General features: G+C 58.3%; 16 protein-coding genes. 4 read left to right on the top strand and 12 right to left on the bottom strand.

Annotated elements, in window-relative coordinates; genetic code table 11:
• Positions 1 to 138: 138 nt before the first annotated feature.
• The 8 genes from E0E29_RS17025 to E0E29_RS17060 all read right to left on the bottom strand — a co-directional run bounded on the left by E0E29_RS17025 (position 139) and on the right by E0E29_RS17060 (position 9,332).
• Complete coding sequence (locus tag E0E29_RS17025) at positions 139 to 507, bottom strand: hypothetical protein (RefSeq protein ID WP_075705364.1); 369 nt, start codon at positions 505 to 507, stop codon at positions 139 to 141.
• 150 nt (positions 508 to 657) lie between these two features.
• A complete protein-coding gene (locus E0E29_RS17030) occupies positions 658 to 1,275 on the bottom strand; it encodes a response regulator transcription factor (RefSeq protein WP_130850949.1) in 618 nt (205 codons plus the stop codon).
• Positions 1,272 to 2,702: a sensor histidine kinase gene (locus tag E0E29_RS17035; protein ID WP_130850950.1), complete on the bottom strand. Its 1,431-nt coding sequence runs from the start codon at positions 2,700 to 2,702 to the stop codon at positions 1,272 to 1,274. Before E0E29_RS17035 ends, E0E29_RS17030 begins: the two co-directional genes overlap by 4 nt.
• Positions 2,695 to 5,115 carry a histidine kinase N-terminal 7TM domain-containing protein gene (locus tag E0E29_RS17040; protein WP_130850951.1) on the bottom strand — a complete coding sequence of 807 codons (2,421 nt, stop codon included), beginning with the start codon at positions 5,113 to 5,115 and terminating at the stop codon, positions 2,695 to 2,697. The genes E0E29_RS17035 and E0E29_RS17040 overlap by 8 nt, the downstream gene beginning before the upstream one ends.
• Positions 5,112 to 5,465, bottom strand: coding sequence for a hypothetical protein (locus E0E29_RS17045; protein WP_075705368.1), 354 nt, complete (start codon positions 5,463 to 5,465; stop codon positions 5,112 to 5,114). The genes E0E29_RS17040 and E0E29_RS17045 overlap by 4 nt, the downstream gene beginning before the upstream one ends.
• A 173-nt stretch (positions 5,466 to 5,638) precedes the next feature.
• Positions 5,639 to 7,231, bottom strand: coding sequence for a response regulator transcription factor (locus E0E29_RS17050; RefSeq protein WP_130850952.1), 1,593 nt, complete (start codon positions 7,229 to 7,231; stop codon positions 5,639 to 5,641).
• Between the two features lie 23 nt (positions 7,232 to 7,254).
• Complete coding sequence (locus E0E29_RS17055; protein ID WP_130850953.1) at positions 7,255 to 8,628, bottom strand: ABC transporter substrate-binding protein; 1,374 nt, start codon at positions 8,626 to 8,628, stop codon at positions 7,255 to 7,257.
• Between the two features lie 149 nt (positions 8,629 to 8,777).
• Positions 8,778 to 9,332, bottom strand: coding sequence for an SLOG family protein (locus E0E29_RS17060; RefSeq protein WP_130850954.1), 555 nt, complete (start codon positions 9,330 to 9,332; stop codon positions 8,778 to 8,780).
• A gap of 167 nt (positions 9,333 to 9,499) precedes the next feature.
• On the opposite strand from E0E29_RS17060, the gene E0E29_RS17065 reads away from it, so the two are divergent.
• Positions 9,500 to 9,715 (top strand): helix-turn-helix domain-containing protein, encoded by a 216-nt coding sequence (locus tag E0E29_RS17065; RefSeq protein WP_116721466.1) that lies wholly within the window; start codon positions 9,500 to 9,502, stop codon positions 9,713 to 9,715.
• A 195-nt stretch (positions 9,716 to 9,910) separates the two neighbouring features.
• Here the strand turns inward: E0E29_RS17065 and E0E29_RS17070 are convergent, their stop codons facing one another.
• The 4 genes from E0E29_RS17070 to E0E29_RS17085 form a co-directional block, all read right to left on the bottom strand.
• Positions 9,911 to 10,168: a helix-turn-helix domain-containing protein gene (locus E0E29_RS17070; RefSeq protein WP_130850955.1), complete on the bottom strand. Its 258-nt coding sequence runs from the start codon at positions 10,166 to 10,168 to the stop codon at positions 9,911 to 9,913.
• A complete protein-coding gene (locus E0E29_RS17075; RefSeq protein WP_130850956.1) occupies positions 10,165 to 11,982 on the bottom strand; it encodes a type IV secretory system conjugative DNA transfer family protein in 1,818 nt (605 codons plus the stop codon). Before E0E29_RS17075 ends, E0E29_RS17070 begins: the two co-directional genes overlap by 4 nt.
• Positions 11,983 to 12,098: 116 nt before the next feature.
• Positions 12,099 to 13,004 carry a DUF3991 and toprim domain-containing protein gene (locus E0E29_RS17080; protein ID WP_130850957.1) on the bottom strand — a complete coding sequence of 302 codons (906 nt, stop codon included), beginning with the start codon at positions 13,002 to 13,004 and terminating at the stop codon, positions 12,099 to 12,101.
• Between the two features lie 12 nt (positions 13,005 to 13,016).
• On the bottom strand, positions 13,017 to 13,799 hold the full coding sequence (locus E0E29_RS17085) for a tetratricopeptide repeat protein (protein WP_242622576.1): 783 nt from the start codon (positions 13,797 to 13,799) through the stop codon (positions 13,017 to 13,019).
• On the opposite strand from E0E29_RS17085, the gene E0E29_RS17090 reads away from it, so the two are divergent.
• The 3 genes from E0E29_RS17090 to E0E29_RS17100 all read left to right on the top strand — a co-directional run.
• Entirely contained in the window at positions 13,793 to 15,472 is a 1,680-nt protein-coding gene (locus tag E0E29_RS17090; protein WP_130850959.1) for a recombinase family protein, read from the top strand. The two genes, E0E29_RS17085 and E0E29_RS17090, sit on opposite strands and share 7 nt — an antisense overlap.
• Positions 15,473 to 15,508: 36 nt before the next feature.
• The gene (locus E0E29_RS17095) at positions 15,509 to 16,099 is read left to right on the top strand and encodes a hypothetical protein (RefSeq protein ID WP_130850960.1); all 591 of its coding nucleotides are present in this window, start codon (positions 15,509 to 15,511) and stop codon (positions 16,097 to 16,099) included.
• A 127-nt stretch (positions 16,100 to 16,226) separates the two neighbouring features.
• The coding region (locus tag E0E29_RS17100; protein ID WP_130850961.1) for a hypothetical protein at positions 16,227 to 17,959 on the top strand (1,733 nt) is incomplete at its 3' end.

Genomic DNA, 17,959 nt, shown 5'->3' on the forward strand with positions numbered 1-17,959 from the left:
TTTTTCCGTTGTCTCTTGGTGTTCGCCGCCAGGCCGTCTTTGTGTATAAAACCGAATCGACCAGAGCCGGATCAACGCCTACCACGGTAGGCGTTGAAATGGGGGGTACCCCCCATTTCAAAATGATCTTTGCCTATCTCAAAGGGATTGCAGACTGGCGGCCAAATAGTCCAGAGATACATCATAAAACACAAAGTCGTCGATCTCGCCCCTACGCTTAGCCTCGATGGCGCGGCTCACAGCCTCCGGCTGTCCTTCGGGGCACATCAGCATGAGCCGGCAGTGGGGCGTGACTTCCCGCAGCCATGCGCACAGGGCCAGACAGAAGTCGATGCCGTGATCGCCGTCCTCGGAGACCTCCAGCAGTGCCCCGGAGGCCAGATGGCTGCGGATGGCCACATCCGCGTTGGCATAGTCCGGCTCATAGCACAGCTGTATTCCCGGGGCGTCCCGCACTTTCGCCATCAGGCCCTGAGCCAGCGATGCCCGCCGCATGATCAGGAGCACAGTTTTCAGCCTCCCCACCTCCCATACCTTCTGTATTACAGATTTATTGTAGAGCTTATTTCGAATTTGCACCCTACCCGCTGCGGGTAGTCTTTTCCCTGAAACAAAAAATCCACCGGCACAAAGCCGGTGGATAGGAAGTGCAATTTTTCAATACAGGGGATTGATCCAGCCGTTGGAGATCATGTAGAAGGCCAGATCCACCGCCTTGGAAAAGCCGGTCTTGCCCAGCATGTTCATCTTGTGATACTTGACGGTGTTTTCGCTGATAAACAGCTCCTGGGCGATCTCTTTGTTGGTCATGTGCCTGCACATCAGCCGGAGCACTTCCATCTCCCGGTCGGTGAGAGGAGCCTCACCCTGGGGCATGGGGATGGTCCTGGGCTCCGGGAAGCTGCTGCCCCCCGCCATCACCGTCCGGGCCACCTCCAGAAAATCGTGCAGGCTCCGGCTTTTGTAGACAAAGCCGTTGGCCCCGGCGGCCCTGGCCCGGGGGATGTAGGTGATCTCGTCAAAGGCGGTCATGACGATGATCTTGACCTCCGAATCTGTTTTGCGGATGGCTTCCACCGCCTTCAGCCCAGAGGCGCCGCCCTCGGTGCAGACATCCATCAGCACCAGTTCCGGATGCAGATGCTTACAGAAATCCAGGGCGTAGTCTGCGTTGGGCACTTCGCCCACCACGGAAAAATCTCCCGCCGCTGTCAGCGCCGTGGTCAGCGATTCCCGCATGGAAACGTGATCCTCCACGATCAGAACGTTTGTCATTTCTCCACAGCCTCCTTTGGAACAGACAGTTCGATTCGGAATCGGGGGACAGTACAGAGCTCCATTCTTCCGCCAAGCTGACGGACCCTGCGGCGCATCCCGCCGATGCCGCCGCCCTCCCGGATGGGTCCGGCAGGCGGGATGCCGTTGTCGGTGACCGTCATGCGCCAGCAGTCATTCTGGAAAAAGTGGAACTGGATGCGGGTGGCATACCCGTGGCGCACGGCGTTGGTGACACATTCCACGGCGATCTCGGCAAAACTGTCTGCCACCGCCCCATCCTCCGGCAGCGCGCCCTGGAACTCCACCGACACCTCCATGCCCTGGAAGGTCTCCCGCAGCATCTCCAGACGATGAGCAGGGCTGGGCGTGGGATCTTCCCGGAGGGCCGTGGGAAGGCTGCGGGCAAAGTCCAGCAGCAGCGACTCATCCATCTGCCGGTCATCCCGCAGCGCCCGGAGCAGCAGGCTGATCCGCTGTCCCAAAAGGTCATGTACCCTCGCCTTGCTTCGGGCGATCTCCTCCGCTTCACAGATGGCCTGTAAATGCGCAATGGTGCTGCGAAGCTCCTGTCCGCGCTGCTCCAGCGCCTGGTTTTGCCGGGCAAGAAAGGTCACCGCATCCCAATGCTCCGTGACATCATCGGCAGTCAGCAGAAGCATGGTCCGGCGCCCCATGGGGAGCTCATGGGCGGAAAAGCTCCATACGGAGGAATCGGGGAGGCGAAACACCTGCTGCCCACCCAGAACTTCCCGTGCGCAGCCGCCGCACAGCGGGCCGCACTCCAGCAGCCGCTGAAACAGCCTTCCGTCCTGTACCGGCTGCCCCGTCATCTGCCGTGCCAGCGCCTCCATGCTGCGGTTGCACAGCAGGAGCTCCCCCGACCGCCGAAAAAACAGCAGGCCGGTATGCAGGGTATCAATGGCTTCCTTGACGGATACGGAGGAGATCTGGGTGTAGAGCTCCCGCCGGCGCAGCAGGCAGATATGTACGCTGCGCAGCAGGAAGAACGCCATACTCATCAGAAAAAAGACGGGATAGGCGGGCCCTGTGACCGTCTCTGCCAGGGGGAGCAGGACAGCCGCCCCGCCCACGGCAAAAAACGGCCAGATCAGTTCCATCCCCACCGCGGCGGTGGTTCCCAGCACCGCAGTCAGCAAAAACACCGCCTGCCGGACAAGGCCGTAGGCGCTGGGCGCCAAAAAGCCGCAGAACAGCCCATACTGCACCTGTGCAAGAAGGGCGGCGAAGAGGAACAGCACCCCGAGGATGGCGCACTCCATCCCATTTTCCACCCGGCGCACCCAGCCGGTGGGCAGACGTCGGATGCTGTAAGAGATGGCCCTTGTTTGAAACACGATGCACAGGGCGGCCGCCATCACCAATGTGGTCAGCACCCAATGGGGAAACCGGTAAAATTCAGCCACAGGACTCACCTCCCCAGGGCAGCGTCATGCAGATCCCAACGGCATCGTCCAGATCTTTGCAGGCGATCTGACCGCCCAGCGCGGCAGCCGCCGTCGTCAGTTCCTCCGAAAAGCGCCATTGTCCGGGATCACCGCCCGGAAGAAAACGGAAAACCAGATGGGCGCCCTCCGGCTCCAGATACCCCAGCAGAGGAGAGGCGTTCTCCCGCAGGGCCCAGGATATGGCTTCAAAGGCAAAGTCGTAGCACAGTGCCGCCCTGCGGATCTCCAGCGCTCCACGCTGCCCGCATCGAATGAGTAGCCGCAGCCCCGCATAGCGGGCCAGTTCTGCCAGCTCATCCAGATAAATGTTCAATTCCTCTCCGGGCAGTCCATCTCCCTGACGTGCCAGGAAAAACAGATTGCATCTGCGTTTGATATGGCACAAGCAAAGAGTGATATAGGCGGTCAGGCCCCGGGGATGGGGGGTCTCCGGCAGAGTCTCGATCAGCCGTCCCAGCGTCTGGATGCGGCGCTCCATGTCCCGGTCCAGCTGTTCAAACATGGCGCGGTTTGTCTCCGCGGCCAGCAGGCGCTTTTTCACCTCGCTCTCCTCACGCAGCAGGGCGTTGGCCGCCTCCAGACGGGCCTGCACAGCCTGGATCTCCCTGCGCAGCCGGTTGAGCTGGGAGAGGTCCTCCTGCCATACCGCCATACCGCCGTGAATGGGGACTGCGTGAAGCTGGGTGTCGCTGTCCCGCAGCAGCGGATGGGTCATATCCATTGAGATCCTCCGCCAGATGGAGCGGGAGACGGGAGGCGCGCCCCGGGAGGACAGGACGGTGCGGCCCTGCTCATCCAGCAGCGTCAGCCCAATGGGAGTGGCGGTGAACAGGCGCTGATACTGAAGATTGACCGGGATAAACCCCGCGTGGAGGGCCGACTCAAAAAACAGGGCGGACAGCACGCAGATGTTCACAGTAAGATCGCTCTCCCACGCCAGAGGCACCCGCCTGATGTAAGCAGTGATGTAGGCCAGAAGCCCCGCGCAGAACAGCAGCGGAACCACCCTGCCGGCCCAGTAGGGGCTATACCGCCCCTTGTGGAGCAGCTTCCAGACTGCGCAGGCCAGGAACAGGAGGGATAAAGCCATTACGCCCCAGTATCCCGGACCGTACCGGTAGTCTGAGGCCCAGTCCCCGGCCGGGTCAAAACGAAACACCAGCTGGTGGAGATTGTTTGTGAGTACCAATAGCACAGAGAGGGCATAGCAGGCCAGAGGCGGCCACAGAGGGCGCAGCGGCTTTTTCTCACCCTCCGGATGATCCAGGATTACGGCCAGATACAGCAGCGTTACCGGAAGGGCAAGCTGAAAGATGTAATAGCCGTACCAGCACATCCGGCACAGAAGCCCATCTGCTATCAACTGATATTTGAACAGACGCAGCAGCAGCCATCCCACCATCAGCCAGCCCATAACCCCCACTACCCGGCGGACATCCCGGCGGATCATCCGATGGGATACCGTCCCCTTCCACAACAGGATGGCGGCGGCAAGGAGCAGGGCGGATAAAATATGCTCCCGGAGATCTGCTGTGGTATAGCGCCGGATGTGGAGCACCTGCCGGCGTAGGTCCCGGCTGCTGTCCCCGGTCAACTCCAGAAACCAGCCGTAGTCCTCCTCGCTCAGGGTACGGGCCGGCCGGTAATCATCGGGAAAATCGGCCGGTCTCTCTCCGTCCGCCAGGGGCAGCCCTGCTGACAGAAGGGTTTCATCCAGCCCCGGCTCCAGCGTCAGAGGGACATCGGAGAGCAGCCCCATACGGTAGGACAGCGTGCCCTCTGCCGGCACGATGATCTCATAATTTCCTCCGTTCCGGTTCCACGCGGCAGCCTCGCAGTCCAGACAGATCAAAATAGGGGCATCCGGCGCCTCCAGCCGGAAGTTTCCGTTCTGACCAAGGTGTTCCAGCAACTCCAGAGCGTCACGCTTGGAGGGCACCTCCCGGTCCAGAGCGTAGGACAGGGCGCCCAGAGCCAGCATATTGCGGATCACGGAACTGCTGCTGATGCCCACGGGGACCGGACTCTCCCGAAGGCTGTTCCAGCCGGTGACGGCGGCGTCCGTCCGGCTGCGGTCCACCGCCAGGATCACGGTGGCCGTGACATGGGGATACCAATACCGGCCAATGCCCCGCTCCAGCGCCGGGATGGCCTGTACATCAAAGCAGGCTACGGCGCTGCCCCGGCTCACCTCCGCGTAGAGGGTATCCTCTGCCGTCTGAAGGGAATACCCGGGGAGGAAGGGAACGAGAGCCGCGCTGTATGCCTCAGCACCCTCCGCTCCGGCGATCAGACGGTCCCCTGCATCCACCGTGCCGCACCCAGCCAGGATTAGGCACAGCAGGAGGAGCGGCAGCCAACGCCCCTTCATGGAGCCACCGGCTCCCCGGACTCCTCCATCCGGCCGGCACACTCCCGGCACAGATCCATCTCATCGCAGATGAGGAAGCAGGCGTCGCAGACCAGCCGCCGGCAGATGGGGCACTGGCTGAACCGCTCCCTGGCCTCCTGACCGGCCGCCTGCATGGCCCGCTGCTTCTCCCGCTGATAGATGGCGTCATAGAGTTCCTTCTTCTCCCGGTGTTCCGCCGCCTGCAGCGCTTTGGAAAAGGGGATGCTGCTGCTGTACCAAAATTCTCCGCACACCTCGCAGCGGATGGAAAAGCAGAAATACTGGGGCGTGGACCGGTCCTCTAAGTGGCTGGACAAGAGATTTGTCATATTCCGCACCTCCTCGTTTCTACTCCTGTTATAACAGGAGTAAGGGGCTGGAGTATATGGTCCGTCGGATACTTTTTCCCACTTTTTCGCAAAGATATCCATTGGATAATAGAGAAAGCGCACAAAACCAGTCCTCTGGTTTTGTGCGCTTTGCTGTGATGGAGAAACTTGTCTTAGAAAAGCTCCTGAAGCCTTCCGCAGCGGCGGAGCAGATCGATGTAGAGCATCAGCTCATCCCGGGAGGCCACCCCCAGTTTCTCGTAGATGCTCCGGTTGTGTTTGCGGACCGTACTCATGCTGATAAAGGCCAGGTCCGGGATCTCCGCGATCTCGTGCCCGTCGATGTAGTAGCGCAGGATATTCCGCTCCGCCTCGGTCAGCAGATCCTTCCGCTCCACAAACTGGTCGAACAGTTCCGCAATGTTGGGAGGAAGCTCTCCCTGCTCCAGCCGCTGATTCCGCGCCCGGGCATTGAGGAACTCCGCCAGCTCATCCAGCTCCGAGATGCCCGAGGACATCCCCTGCTCCGGCCCCTCCGCCTGCTGGAACCGTTTCAGACTGTCGGTGATGGGCCGGACAAATCGCCGGGACAGGAAGAAGGACAGGGCCAGCAGCACCAGGAGCAGTCCCAGGGCCGCAATGATCCAGGTCTGCTGGACGCCGGCTGTGTAGGCGGCATAGCTCTCCTGGGGGATCAGGATGGCAACGGCCCAGACGTTGTCCTCCGGTTTCCCTCTGGAGATGGGTATGGTCTGGTGCAGGCCGATATACCGTCCAGCGCCTGTGTCGTATTCGTTATAGTATCGCCCCTGATGGATGGCCAGAGTCTCCTGACCGTCCAGGTAGGTGCCGTTGACGCTGCCCACCAATCCATCCGGCAGCAGCAGACGGCTGTCCTGGACCGGAGCCAGCACGGTGACGGCGGAGCCGAACTTTCCCTCCAGGGTGGGATAGGAAAACTGGAAATACAGGGCGCTGAGCTCTATCCCGCACACGCCGTACACCGTTCCGTCGCTCCCCACAATGGGGACACACAGCAGCATAGCGGATTCCCAGGTATCCTTTAGATCGATCCGGCGGGACCAGAAGTAGCGGTCGGCAGGCCGGCTCAGCGGCGCATCCATCAGCTCCCGGCAGCCCGGGATCTGATCGGTGTCAAATTCCAGATTCCATCGGTTGTGCAGCTCCAGATCCTTTTGACGGGCGATGTCCGGGATGCCGCGGAAGTAGACCACTGTGGGTGTGACCGGACTGCTGGCGCTGAGGTTGGAGTAGCGCAGATGGATGCCGCTTCTGGAGTGGTCCGCCCCCTCCAGGCCGGTGTTGGTGGTGGCGTCCAGGATTGCATAGGCGCCATTGCAGTTGGCCGTCTGGAGGGTGGTGCTGATCAGCGGGTACATGACCTCCTGCAGCTTCAGCAGCCGCTCCGGATCATCGTTGACCTCCTGCAGCGAAATGCCCTCCTGTACCAGCGCCCCCTCGATCTCCCGGCTGAGCTCCTTGGAGAGATTCAGGCTCTGGGCGGTCAGATGGTCCAGTTGGCTGGCCAGCGTATCTCCTGTGTTGCTCAGGTGGAGCTCCATTACCTCATGGAGCTGCTCATCATCCCGGGAGAAGGCCCCAGCGATGGACAGCAGAAGGACCACCGCCGCAAAGACCACCAGGATCATGGACACCCAGTAGAGCATCAGCTTTCGCTGCATCCCTACGCTCTGCTTTTTGGCAAAGGCGTTCAACGCCCGGAGTTCTTTCAGTCTGTTGCGCACGGTGGTTCCTCCTCTCTTACAGGTTATCGCTCCATGATCTCCCGGAAGGACTGGAGCCGGTCCGCACTAATCTGCTCCAGCGCGGTCTCTCCGGCCTCCAGATAATCCCGGCGGCCCAGGGCCAGCTGGGCCCGCACATGGTCCTCCAGCGTGGTTTCCAGACTCAGGTAGCTCTCCAACTGGGGCGGCACATAGAATTTATAGTTTTGCTGGGTATTCAGATAGGCCTGATAGAGAGAGGCATATTTGGCGCTCTCCAAACCTTCAATGGCCTTTGGCAGCTCCGTTTCGAATGCAGCCTGGGTCACCGGCATGTAGCCTGTCCGGGTCACGAACTCCACATTGTGCTCCGGCTCGGTGAGCCATTTGAGGAAGGTCACCGCGGCCCGCTCCCGCTCCGGGGTGGAGCGGACGGTACAGAAGCCCGCGCCCCGCTGCATCACCAGCTTTTCTCCGTTTTCAAACACCGGGCAGGGCCGGGAGATGATGGTGATGTCCTCAGAGGTGTTGTCCGGATAGGTCACCACATCGCTGTAATAGAGGATGCTGGCAGAGGAGGCCACGCTGACGATGCTGTCGCCGGTGCGGATAGACTCGGTGGCGTACCCGCCTTTGAGCCAGACTCCGCCCTGCAGGGCGGCCCGGGCCAGGGGTTCCCACGCCGTCTGGAAGGCGGGGCCGAAGGCCAGCTCATCCCCCCGGAAGAAGTCCTCGCCCAGGGACTGGGCTCCTACCTGGAAGTAGTTGAAGTAGTAGTCATGAACGAACATGGACTTGGCATCCCCCGGAATATCCGGCGTCTGGTCGTCGGTCCAGTCCGCGTAGATCTCCGCAGCCCTGTAAAGCCCCTCCCATGTATCCAGATCCTCAATCGTTACGCCGGTAGCCTGGGAGAAGCGGTCGAAGATGGTCTGGTTGATGAACATGATCTCTGTGGATTTGGCCACCGGCAGCACCACCAGACGGTCATTGACCGTCCCCTCCTCCAGAAAGGCTGGGAGGAAGGCAGACAGCTCCTCCTGGCTGAAATAGTCCCGGTAGTCCACCAGAATGCTGTCGTCGGGCAGGGCCATCACGGTCTTTGGGTAGGAGATGAAGAGGTCGGGCAGCTCCGAGGCACCCGGCTCTCCGTTGGCGGCGGCCAGCACCAGCTCGTGGATGGTGTTGGTGTTGGACACGGAGGTGACCTGCACGTTGATCCGCTGCTCCTTTCCCACCGTCTGGTTGAACGCATCGATGAGGTCGTTGAGTGGGGAATCCGTCTGGCCGCCATAGACGTGCCAGACCGTAATGGTGGTCGGCGTCTCTTCTTTTTTGGCCGTGTCGGAACAGCCCGCGCAGCAACAGGCCAGCAAGATACCTGCCAGCAAAAACGCCGCAATTCTTCGTATCTTCACATCGCATCACCTCGTTTTCATTATATCTGCTGAGGGTAAAAAAAGCCAGTTGAAACAGGATACTTTATTGAATTCATTTCGTGGAGTATCCATTTCAATTCAGTATAACATGGATTCCATAAACCTGCCCTATCCGCAACGGGTAGTTTTCATCGTTTAGGTTTTTCTTTTGATATCGTTGCCTTATCCGGGTGGATCAGAGTGATGGGCAGTCCCTTTTTTCTGGCGTAGTTGACGGTCATGCCCGTTCCGCTGCGGATAGAACGGTCGTTGTCATAGACCGCCAGTAAGCAGTCTGCATGATCTATCATATACTCATTGCGCCTCCGGTAATTGACCGCCGGGGGCATATCTTTATTGCCTACTACTATGGTTTCCGTACTGTGCCGGATCAGAAAAGACATACGGCTGCGGCTGCGATCTTCCCAGTCTGTGTCGTGGCCCTCAAAGGGCAGAGCGATCTTCAGCTGTATCTCACAATACTCGGACTGTTCCTTCAGCCGCAGCAATATCTCCCCGGCCCACATGTCCACCCCCAGAGCGCCGCCCACCCAAAACTGGTGAAAGCCCTGCTCATAGAGCTGGATCAACTGATCCCGGATGCGTTTCTTGATCCGCTTGCAGCCGTTGTTGTTTTCATCATATTTGAAGCGAAAGCGTGTCGGTCTATGGCCGGTGATGGCACAGGCAAGTCCCCTTGTCATATTGACACCTCACATAACATCCAACAAAATAGTGTTTTAATTATATATTGGCGCTTTATAAGCGTCAATAATGCTTTAGAGTTAATTTTAGTATGCGCTGCCTTCGGATAAACTAATTCCGTAAGGTGGTGATAACTCTGGAATGGGATTTTGACTTTTCCGAGCGCATGGAAAACCTGTCTTATGCTATCGGATACTATCGCAAGAAAAAGGGATATTCCCAGGAACAGTTGGCAGAGATCCTTGATATTAGCCGCCAGCATCTCGCGTCCGTTGAAGCGCCCGGCATGAGTCATGGCCTGTCTCTGGATCTGCTGTTTAGGATAGCCACCGTCCTTGAAGTGGAGCCGTATCTGCTGCTGAAATTTCGACTTGAGAAGTAAGATTTTTCATTAAGATGATGATAAGTCTTTTCTCTGACCTAAATCTCTGATAGAGTGAGTCCTTCTGGGTGGTTCACAATGAACCGCTCCTGGGTCCAGCGAATGGGCGCAGTTCTCCCTTGGCGGAAGATTTTGAAATTGCCATTGATTCAGAGAGTGGTTTGTACTACATTTTGGTACAAACCACTCTCTCTTTTATTTCACGGTATAGAGATTGGAGGTGCTGCTCCCGTTTGCTCTTTGGCGGGAATCTTTTTGGAGATAGCCGTGCTGCTCCAGATCGTGCAGCGCCCGCTTGACCGTGGAGCGGGACAGCTTCATGTCCGAGGCAATGGTCTTGATGCCCGGCCAGCACTTTCCCTCGGCATCGGAGCGATCCCGCAGGTACATATAGACAGCCTTCGCTCTGGAGGGAAGCTCAGTGTCGGCGTAAATCGTTCCGAAGTAGCTCATCGTTCCTCCTCTCCGAATGTCTTCATCTGTTTTCCTCTTTTTACGGCTCTCTCCTGAGCCGGAGTGTGGGCGATTCCACCCCGGCTGGATACCGCATAGCCGCGGCTTTCATCCATCTCCTCCGGTTCACTGAGCTGCGGAAGATTCCGCTCCAGATCCACCCGGTTGGCATAGGCCACTGCTCGGTTGGCTCTCTCCGGCACCACATACGGCTCTCCGAAGGTAATGCCCCAATTCAGGAAAAGCTGAAGCCGGGTCCGCATAGGATGTGTGCCGGTTTTCATGACAATGAAGCTGCCCTTGGGAATGGATTTCAGCTCGTCGGGCGTCAGCAGGGCGCGCTCCATCATCTGCAGGCTCTGGCTGGGATCGTTCTTGCCACGGCTCACCGAGCCGGAGAGGACGGTGCGGCTGCCCAGGGCTTTGGACAGCACTTCGGCGGTCTGGCTGTTGGGTGCAAAGCCGCCGAAGATGGTGTCCTGGCAGTTGTCCTGAATGATCTCGCAGCCCTCTTTCCCGTAGTTTTTTTCGAGCTGCGCTAAGGACTGGATGATCGGCACGAGCGTTAACCGGCGAGAGCGTCCAGCGGAGAAAAGGGGCAGTATATCAAACGGGGGCATGGTGCCGAATTCGTCACAGAAAAGCACCACCCGGTTTTTCAGCTTGCCGCCGTTCTCATCGGCCACAGCGAACAGCTCCCGGCTCAGGTTCTGGATCATGAGACCGGCCATGAAGTTCTTGGTTGTGTCTTCTTCCGGCAGGATCAGGAAGATGGCAGACTTCTCCGAAGCAAACTTCTCAGCGTCAATGGCGCTGTCGAAGCACAGGATCTGCTCCAGCTCGCTGTCCAGAAAGGCATTCAAGCGGGACAGCACGGTGGACATGACGGAGGCCATTGCCTGCTCGGCGCTGTTGAGGGCGGCACCGGCAAACCACCTCGCCTTGTGATCCGGCGGCAGTTTTGCCATCAGGAGCTGGAAGTGGCTCTTGCCCTTGACACGGCTGGGCTCCAGCAGATCCTGCACCAGCTTGAACACGGAGACGATATGGCGGCGCTCCTGGGGGTGGTCTTTATCGGGCGGCAGGAACTCGGCCAGCATCAGGATGACCGAAGTGAGAAGCCCTTCCGCCGCATCGTAGAAGAAAGCGTTCTGGCCGCGGTTGCTGTCATCGCCGTCCGGATTGACGATGGTCTTGGACAGGATTTTGGCGTATTTCTCGGCCTTGGCCCGGGCTGCAAGATTGTTCGGGTCACTCCGGGCAATGTCCATATACCGGTTGACCAGCGTCAGCAGATTGTTACCGTCTGAGCGGGTGGGATTTCGCAGGTCGATCACGGCCACATTCTGATACCCATAGCAGTTCTTGGCAATGGCGCCGTAATTGCGGGCGAGGTCGCCCTTGCTGTCCAGCGCCAGCCAGCTCATGCCGCTGGCGCAGGCGTACTCCAGATTGGGATAGAGAAAATAGGCGGTCTTGCCGATGCCGGAAGCGCCGATCATCAGGCAGTGGATGTCATCGCTGTCCACGAGGGCGGTGAGTTCGCCTTTCTTTCCCTTGCACCCCAGCACCAGCCCCTGCTCCGTGGGCAGGTTCTGGCCGCTGCGCCATTTCTTCACCTCGAAGGGGACATGGGCATAGGTCTGCCGGATCTCTTTGGCTGTGGCCCATCTCGCGGTGCCGTGCTGGCCGTCGCCCACTGTCCTGGACTTGATGCCGCTCAGGGTATAGTAGTGGGACAAGGCGGCCAGACAGCCGATGACCAGAAACATCAGCCCGCCGGCGGCCAACAAAATCAGGACTTGGTGTGGCATGGTTAACCCCTTTCAGGGCACACCACTTCCTGCTCGGTTCCATACTTCTGAATGCGCACATCACTCTTGTTACGGCCTACTTCGGGCGAACAGGAAGTGGTGTGCGTTGTTGTTATTTACTGCATGACTTGTGTGTAGGACGGTTCCTCAGCGGTCAGATCATCATTCCAATCCTTGTGTGCGGGAATGAGCCTTTCCACCGTGTACCTCCCTGCCAGCTGTTCCTTCATGCGCCGGCTGGCCAGATGGCCAGCCTCGTCATTGTCGAGGCAGAGCAGGACCGTATTGATTTGCGGCTGCCGCTCCAGCAGCTTCAGCACCGGCTGAATGGAGGTGCCGCAGCAGACCACATAGCTGTGGCTCTGCCAGCCCTCCGGATGGAGCGTGATGTAGGAGAGCATATCGATGGGAGCTTCGAACACATAGAGGCTCCCATCTGTGCCGATGTGGTGGAAGCTGTGGCGGGGATCGCAGCCCTCCACATTGAGCCGGAAGGCTTTGCCGAAGCTGTTGGCGCTGCGCTTGTGGGCATGGCGGGGGACGCCGTCTTCATCCGTACCCACGAAAACCGCATTGTGGTAATCGGCGTCTTCATACAGCAGCTTCTCTCTTGCAAAGTGCGCCACAACGCTCCGGTCGATATTCCGGTGCTTGACCAGATAGGCATAGACCCGGCGCATATTGGAATTGGCCGGCGGAAGGACAAAGGGCTTCGGCGGCTCCTCTACCCGTTCTTCGGCAGAGGGATAAACCGTTCCCAGCTCGCCTCCCAGAAGCATGGTCACCGCCTCCGGATAGCTGAGGTGATAAAACCGCTGCACGAAGCTGACGGCGTGGCCGCCCCGCTCCTCGGCATGATCGTACCACTCGTTGCCGCGGATGGTGACACTATGGTCACGGGCCAGCCGTTTCTCTCTGCCGGAGGCAAGGAGCTTTTCGCCCCGACAGCGGAGGAACTCCTCCAGATCAACGGAGGCGGCTCGCTGCTTCTGTTCTTCCATGAAATGAATGTAAGTCGACATAGGCTCCTCCTGTTACATGGTCTGCTGATAGGATACCTGCTCCTCATGATCATCCGCCTTGTGGCCCATGGCCATCCGCTTTTCCGTCAGCCGCTTGCGCCGTTTGGAATCAATGCGAATCCCTGCCGGATTGCGAGGCGGCATGGAATTGTCCCGGAAGATCCGGCTCATGTGATGGAGCAGCTTGGTTGCCGCCAGCATGATGGACGGATCTCGGAACTGGTCAAAGCGGTCAAGGAAGAATTGAGCATACGCATTGCCCTGGGCAGCGGAGCGGGTGAACCAATCCCTGGCCTGCTCCCGATCCTGTTCCACATCCCGGCCCAGGAGATACAGCTTGCCCAGTGTGTACTGAGCAAACGGGTTTCCTTGTCTGGCGGCGGCAGTCAGGTACTCCAGAGCTTTTCTCACATCCTTCTTTACGGACTCACCGGTGAGACAGAGCTTCCCAAGGCGGTATTGGGCAAACGGATTCCCATGCCCGGCGGCCTTGTCCAGCCAGCGCACCGCCTCATCGGTGCGCTTTTGAGAGAGCAGGAGCTTCCCGAGTGCGTATGCCGAAAAGTCATTTCCGGCCTCTGCGGATAAGCGAAACCAACGCTCCGCTTTTTCATAATCCCGCATGGTGGAGAGATCATCCCGGTAGAACTTTCCCAGTTGATGCGCCGCCACCGTGTATCCTTCCACCCAGAGCTGTTCCAGCACCCGGACGGCTTCGGCGTGTTCCTCATCCAGCGCATAGACATCCTGCAGAACCGTTTTGGCGGCACGATAGGGAAGGAGGAACAATGTCACGAACAAAAAACAGAGGGTTTCAACAGAGTTTCTCTCCCTCTTATACGATCCGGCGCTGGCGGCTGGGCGAATATATCCGGCTTTCCAAAGAAGATTTGAAAAAAGGAAAAGACGATAGTAACAGCGTAAAAAACCAGCGCGACCTGCTGAATGACTTTTACCAAAAACACATTGAGGAATTTGAAAGCGTTTCCGAATATGTGGACGATGGACACACGGGGACGGATGCCAACCGCGAAAATTTCCAGCGGCTTCTGGCCGATGTAATGAGTGGGAAAATCAACTGTGTTGTGGTAAAAGACCTTTCCCGTTTTGCCCGGAATTACAGCGATGCGGGAAGTCTGATTGACAACCTGTTTGTGCAGATGGGCGTCCGTTTTATCAGTCTTGCTGAAAATGTGGACAGCTACCTCAACCCGGACAGCGTTTCCAGTATTATCGTCCCGATTACGAATGTGATGAACGATCAATACTGCTACCAGACCTCAAAGAAGATCCGCCAGGTATTTGACTACAAGCGGCGCAACGGTCAGTACATCGGCGCATTTGCTCCTTATGGATATGTAAAGCACCCAAAGGACAAGCACCAGTTGATCATCGATCACGATGCCGCTGAAATCGTCAAACTTATTTTCTCTTTGTTCCTAAAAGGGACATCGAAACGGGCCATCGCCTTGTATCTGAATGAACACGGCGTACCCAGCCCCTCGGCTTATAAACTGCAAAAGGGCATACCCGTTTCAACAAGAGGATATGACGATCCTATGTGGGGAGCCCGCATGATCCACTCCATTCTTACGAACCCCAACTATACCGGGGATTTGGCACAGGGCCGCAGTCGGGTGAAAAGCTACAAGGTACACGAAGTTGAAAGCGTCCCCCGTGAAGAATGGGTGGAGGTGGCTGGTACGCATGAGGCAATAATTGATTATGAAACCTTTGATAAGGTACAGGCTCTTTTACAGCGTGATACCCGCACTTCTCCAAAAGGCCGGGAAGTCCACCTGTTCAGCGGTTTTCTAAAATGTGCTGACTGCGGACGGGCGATTACCCGAAGCGTAGGCAACAACAATAATGTGTACTATGCCTGCTCCACCTATAAGAACCGCTCCCGGACAGCCTGCACAATGCACTCAATCAAGCATAATCGTCTGGAGGCCGCTGTCCTCTTTGCGGTACAACAGCAAGTCCATTTGGCTGTTTCATACTCGGAAATGATTGCCCGCATTAACACCGCCCCGGTCAAAAAGAGCCAGTCCATCCGTTTGGAAGAATTGATTGCTTCAAAGGAGCGGGAACTGGCAAAAATCAGCCGCTACAAGCAGTCCCTTTATCAAGACTGGAAAGACGGGGAAATTACCCAGCAGGACTACCGGGATATGAAAGCCGATTATGAACGACAGACCATCGCTCTTACGGATGTGCTGGCCCGGCTGAACGCTGAACGGGCGGAACTGGCAAACGGCGTAAAGAGTGAGCATCCCGCATTGGTGGCCTTTACAAAACATCAAAATATCGACCAGCTCTCCCGGGAACTTCTCGTTGAACTGATCGACCATATTAAGGTTTATGAGAATGGAAACATTAGTGTGAGATTTAAGTTTGCGGATGAATTTAGACGCATAGTAGAATACATTGAAATCAACACCACAAAACCCGCAGTAGCGGGCTAACCCCCGCTACATACCCCTTTGACAGTGTGTTTTCCTATGGGCATCACCGCAAGCGACGCGCAGTCCTACATCAACAACCTCACCAGGGTATCCACAGAACCCGTTTTGTCTTATTCCCAAATGATAGACGCCATTGAAAACGGCAATCTTACGCCCAACGTGCTCAGCGCCTATGAGTATTACATGGGAACAGGGTATCAGCCGGCACAGGCTGCTACCTATTCCGCACCGGTGAGCCCTACGGGAAGAAATTCTTCTGATTCTCCTACCAATAATAGGCCCTATGCTCCTCAGTACGATAACGGGTCTCTGACCTCTGACCAGATCAAACGGATGCAGGCGTCTATTGGAGTGACAGCAGATGGATTTTGGGGCCCGGAGTCTCAGCAGGCCGTCGGAGGTTTAAGTGCGGACGACGCGTGGACTATTTATGGGCACAAAATTTATGATCCAGCAAATCCCGGTCTTGTTCTGCTGCAAAATGAGCTTAGCAAAATCCAAGATACCGGGAATCTAAATACAGCAAGCAGAAGAGCGGCTTCTATCATTCAGTCTTATTATGAGCGTGGAAGTATTACTGAGGAAACTGCCAAACGCCTCCTTTCTCAGTATGGGCTTTATGCGTAATCTCCTAATTTGAAGGAGACCAATTATGGCTATAAATTGGAACAGTGTAAACAATCAGGCAAAAAAACAAGAAAAAGACTTAAAAAGTTTTTCAACCAGAACTGTAAACACCGGAATTGCTACTCCTTTGCCTGAAAAAAGCCTAGAACAGCAGCGGAAGGACCTCATCACGGAGCGGGCGGCCATCAACAGCCACAAGGTCTATACGCCGGAAAAGACGGCGGAAAACCGGGCGCGGCTCCGGGAGATCGACCGGGAGCTGAGCACGCTCACGCCGTCCAAAACGAGCACGAACCGGCTGAAAAGCGGCGCGCAGAGCATTTTGAGCACGGGGGCCGCCGCCATGCCCGTGATCGGGGACACTTTCTCCCAGCTCAACAAGAACACGCGGGAGAGGGCGGAGAGCGGCGCGCTGGACCAGCTCACCCAGGTCAACCAGCAGATTCGGGCGCTGGAGGCCGGACGGACGGGCGACGCCCTCACCTACATCCGCTCCCAGGACCAGTGGAAGGCGCTGGACCAGAAGCGGCAAGCCCTCAACCAAAAGCTGCATGACACCATGAGCACCGCAGTCTCTCCGGATTCCGCCGGCATGCAGCTCATGCGGCGGGCGGGGGAATACCGGGAGCAGGCATTGGAGGGCCTGGAGGGGGTCCCCCGGTTCCTGGGCGGAACTGCACTCTCCATCGGACAGAATGCCGCCCTCCTGCCCCTGGCCGCCGTCAACCCGGCCCTTCCTCTTGTGGCCATGGGGACCATCTCCGCCGCCGACAGGATGTATGAGCTGGGCGAACGGGGGATGCCCGCCTCCGAGGCGCTGAGCCGGGGCCTGATCTCCGGCGGAATCGAGGCGGCCACCGAGAAGATCCCCCTGGATACCCTGCTGGACGCGATGAAGACCGGGGGCAAGGGTGTCCTGCGGAACATCCTGCGGCAGGCGGGGACGGAGGCCGGGGAGGAGTCGGTTTCCTACCTGGCCAACTACCTTGTGGACAAGGCATACAAGGACCCGGAGGCGGAGTTCTCCCTTGCGGAGCTGGCCCAGGCGGCGGCGGGCGGGGCCCTCTCCGGCGGCGTGTTCGGCACCTTCGGCACCGCCTACAACACGCTGGACCAGCGCTCCGCCACCATGGACACCATCCGGGCAAATCAGGCGAATCCGGACTTCAACACGAGAAGCGTGGAGAGCGCGAAGGCCGCCGCCAACCAGTCCTTCTCTGACCGGTTCGGTGCGTACCCGGAGACCCTTCCAACAGCCGGAACAGCAACCGTGCAGGAGACAGCGGCCTCCCTCCCAACACCAGATACCGCCTTGGAAATCTCGCCTCTCAGCGGCTCTGTGACGGCCAGAGACGCCATCCTCGGCAGTCTGGAAGGTGGTCGCAGGACTGCCGGGGATCTGTCCGCCGCCGCGGAAAAGGCTGGAAATCTGACCGAGGCGTCGGAGGCCCTTTCCGCACTGATGGAGGACGGGACGGTGGCCATGGACGCCGGGAGGATGGCGGAAACGCCACCCATATTCGTCCCCCGGCAGACGCAGGGTCCAGTGGACCTGCCCATCGCGGAGCGAAGGGCCCAGACGCCGCCCCTGGCGGATGAGGATGGCGAGACCACCAGCGTGGGCGCGGCCCCCATGGGCTTTGACGAATGGTCCCACTTCCAGAACCAGAGTGGGCAGTTCTTCCCCGAGGGGGCCAACGCGGCCCGGCCTGTGGACGTGCCCACCACCGACCCGTCAGGGCGGAAGATCCGCAAGACGGCCTCCACCGCCATGGGGGCCAGGGCCATCCCCGACGAGGTGGTGGGCGAAATCCAGCGCATGGTCCTATCTGGTCAGCTCTCCTATGACCGCGTGACCGA

Origin of the sequence: Intestinimonas timonensis (assembly GCF_900626145.1) — a bacterium.
GTDB lineage: Bacteria > Bacillota > Clostridia > Oscillospirales > Oscillospiraceae > Intestinimonas > Intestinimonas aquisgranensis.